At 73.0% G+C, this 3129-nt stretch carries 4 protein-coding genes and 1 pseudogene; all 5 read right to left on the bottom strand.

All coding sequences use genetic code 11. From position 1 onward, the window contains the following. Positions 1-184: 184 nt before the first annotated feature. The 5 genes and pseudogenes from VFV89_RS01025 to rpsP all read right to left on the bottom strand — a co-directional run bounded on the left by VFV89_RS01025 (position 185) and on the right by rpsP (position 2763). Positions 185-640, bottom strand: a complete 456-nt coding sequence (locus VFV89_RS01025; protein ID WP_329704029.1) for a GNAT family N-acetyltransferase — start codon at positions 638-640, stop codon at positions 185-187. Between the two features lie 36 nt (positions 641-676). Then, positions 677-1345, bottom strand: a pseudogene (gene trmD, locus VFV89_RS01020) (tRNA (guanosine(37)-N1)-methyltransferase TrmD); the annotation flags it as partial. Beyond that, the gene (rimM, locus tag VFV89_RS01015; protein WP_329704028.1) at positions 1342-1932 is read right to left on the bottom strand and encodes a ribosome maturation factor RimM; all 591 of its coding nucleotides are present in this window, start codon (positions 1930-1932) and stop codon (positions 1342-1344) included. The pseudogene trmD and the gene rimM, both read right to left, overlap by 4 nt. After that, on the bottom strand, positions 1913-2155 hold the full coding sequence (locus VFV89_RS01010; RefSeq protein WP_329704027.1) for an RNA-binding protein: 243 nt from the start codon (positions 2153-2155) through the stop codon (positions 1913-1915). The genes rimM and VFV89_RS01010 overlap by 20 nt, the downstream gene beginning before the upstream one ends. 2 nt (positions 2156-2157) lie before the next feature. Continuing rightward, the gene (gene rpsP, locus VFV89_RS01005) at positions 2158-2763 is read right to left on the bottom strand and encodes a 30S ribosomal protein S16 (protein ID WP_329704026.1); all 606 of its coding nucleotides are present in this window, start codon (positions 2761-2763) and stop codon (positions 2158-2160) included. Between the last annotated feature and the right edge of the window lie 366 nt (positions 2764-3129).

Here is a 3129-nt window from a genome sequence, read left to right as displayed (position 1 = left end):
GCCGGCGGCGCGGACCTCCCCTGTGGCAGGGGCCCCACGCGGACTCCCCGAACGCGCTGTCGGGGCCGTCCTTCGACCACTGGGCCAAGGTGAGAGTCTGCCACAGCGGGCGGGAAGCAGCCCAATCACGGCGTGCGAGCGCAGCGAGCGTCGCCGTGGGCCGGGGTCGAAGCTCGCGGGGTATTCAGCGGCCCTTGGTGAGCACCACCGCCAGGGGCGGGGCCTCGAGGTCGGTGCGGACCCGGAAGCCGGCCTTCTTGTACATCCGGATGTTGGCGGTGCTGCGCGCCCCGGTGAACAGGACGTACGCCGTCGCCTCGGGCGGGGCCACCACCTGGATGTGCTCGAGCAGCTGGCGGCCGAGCCCCCGGCCCTGCAGGTCGGGGGCGACCATGATGCGGCCGATGTCCCAGACCGGTCCGTCCGCCGACTCCTCCAGCCGGCCACGGACCGCCCCGACCAGCCGGCCCTCGCTGCGCACCACCCACGTCGACCAGGTGGCCATCCACTCCTGGACCTCCTCGAGCGACTCGTGGATCGCCGGGATGTCGGTCAGGCTGTCGTTGGCCAGCGCCTCCTGCAGCCAGCAGGCGCGCTGCAGGGTGAGCAGCTCGCCGGCGTCGCCGGGCCGGGCGGGCACGATCTCCCAGGAGGTCGCCGCCTGGCTCGGGTGCAGCAGGTCCGGCCGGCGCCGTGCCGTCCGCTGCCGCGCCTGGTCGAGCCGCCAGGCCGCGATCGCCGCGTGGTCGCCGGACAGCAGGACCGCCGGCACGTCGAGGCCGCGCCAGGACGCCGGGCGGGTGTAGACGGGGTACTCCAGCAGCCCGCCCTCGTGCGACTCCTCCACCAGCGACTCGGCGTTGCCCATGAAGCCGGGCAGCAGCCGGACCACCGCCTCGGTGACGGCCAGCGCGGCCACCTCCCCGCCGTTGAGGACGTAGTCGCCGAGCGAGACCTCGACCACCTCGGCGCGGGTGTCGGCGTGGTCGAGGACGCGCTGGTCGATCCCCTCGTAGCGGCCGCACAGGAAGACCAGCCGCTCCCGCCCGGACAGCTCGCGTGCGAGCGCCTGGCTGAACGGCGTACCGGACGGCGTCGGGACCACGACGGTGGCCCCGTCGACGGCCAGCGCATCGAGCGCCTCACCGAACGGCTCGGACCGCATCACCATGCCCGCTCCACCGCCGAACGGGGCGTCGTCGACGGTGCGGTGCCGGTCGTGGGTCCACTGCCGCAGGTCGTGGACGTGCAGCTCGATCAGCCCCTTGTCGGCCGCCTTGCCACTCAGCGACTGGCGCAGTGGGTCGAGGTAGTCCGGGAAGATCGTCACGTAGTCGAGCCTCATCCGCCGGCCTCCTCCTCGTCGGGGAAGGGCGTGACGAGCCCCGGCCGGTCGGCGATGACCAGCCGGCCGCCGGCCAGGTCGACCTCGGGCACCAGCGCCTTGACGAACGGCACCAGCGCCTCGCGGCCGTCCGGGGTGTCGATGCGGAGCAGGTCCTGGGCGCCGCCGTGGACGAGCCCGGCGACGGTGCCCAGAGCGGTCCCGTCCACGTCGTACGCCGCGAGGCCGACCAGCTGGTGGTCGTAGTACTCGTCGGGGTCGTCCGGCGACGCGCCGGCCGGGATGGTCGCGTGGAGGACGATGCCCCGGGCGCCCTCGGCCACCGTCCGGTCGGTCAGCTCCTCGAAGCTCACCAGGAGCACCGACTGGTGTTGGCGCGAGGACGCGACGGTGAGGGAGCGAAGAGACGAAGCAGAGCCCGGCGGGGGTTCGGCGCGCAGCGTGCTGCCGCGCGCGAACCTCCGCTCGGGCTCGTCGGTGCGGACGTCGACGGTGACCTCGCCGCGCAGGCCGTGCGGCTTTCCGATCCTGCCGACCACGACCTCGACGGCGGGGCCGTCAGTGCCGTCAGCGGCGTCGGTCGACATCCACGAAGTCGATCCGCGCGCCGCCGGGTCCGGCCAGGGCCGAGATGACGGTGCGGAACGCCGTGGCGGTGCGCCCGCCGCGGCCGATCACCTTGCCGAGGTCGTCGGGGTGCACCCGGACCTCGAGGATCGAGCCGCGGCGGAGCTGCTTGTCGCGCACGACCACGTCGTCGGGGTGGTCGACCACCCCGCGGACCAGGTGCTCCAGCGCGTCGGCAAGCACGGTCAGCCGTCCGCCTTCTCGGCGTCGGCCTGGGCGGCCTCGGCGTCCTCGGCCTTGTCGGCGGCACCCTCAGGGGTCTCATCAGCGGGGACCGGCGCGGTCTCCTCGACCGGAGCCGCCTCGTCCGCAGGAGCCGCCTCGGCGGGAGCCTCGGCCTCGGCGGCCGGGGCCTCCTCAGCGGGAGCCTCGTCGGGCTCGGCAGTCTTCTTGGCGGTCTTCTTGGCGGCGGTCTTCTTGGCGGTCACGGCATCGCCCGAGGCGTCACCGTGCGCGTCAGCGAGCGCCTTGTTGAAGACGTCGAGCTTGTCGGCCTTCGGCTCCGCGGTCTTCAGCGTGCCGTCGGTGCCCTTGTAGCCCTTGAAGCTCTGCCAGTCGCCGGTGATCTTGAGGAGCTTGGCCACCGCGTCGGACGGCTGCGCGCCCACGCCGAGCCAGTACTGCGCCCGGTCGGAGACCACGCTGATGTACGACGGGTCCTCCTTCGGGTGGTACTTGCCGATCTCCTCGATCACCTTGCCGTCGCGCTTCTTGCGCGAGTCGACGACGACGATGCGGTACTGCGGCACCCGGACCTTGCCCAGGCGCTTCAAACGGATCTTGACGGCCACTGTTGTGGTGTCTCCTCGAATGTCATGTGGTGGTGGAGACCAGGTGCACGTGTGGGGCACCGAACCTGGGACTCCGATGGGCCTTGCCTCGCCGCGGGTGAGAGGGTCCGCAGCGCGCAGGACTCGACCGGCAAGTCTGCCAGACTGCGCCTCTGCCGCCGAATCTCGGGGGCCGGCACGCAACCGGGGGGAACGATGCCGCATCTCACCGGCGTGAGCACGCTCGCCCGACGCCGCCTCTCCGAGCGGCACCCCTCCCTCTATCCGCTGGCTGTCCGGGTCCACCAGCTGCGCAGGCACGTCGCCTGGGTGACCGGCGACACCCGCTGGGCGATCCGGGCGCCGGGCACCCCGAAGCTGCCGGTC

The sequence above is a fragment of the Nocardioides sp. genome (assembly GCF_036274455.1).
Classification (GTDB): Bacteria; Actinomycetota; Actinomycetes; order Propionibacteriales; family Nocardioidaceae; genus Nocardioides.
This window is presented reverse-complemented; position numbering and strand designations above follow the sequence as displayed.

Coding starts and splice junctions, on each gene's coding strand:
- rimM (WP_329704028.1), bottom strand. CDS start 1,932: ATGTCGACCGACGCCGCTGACGGCACTGACGGCCCCGCCGTCGAGGTC.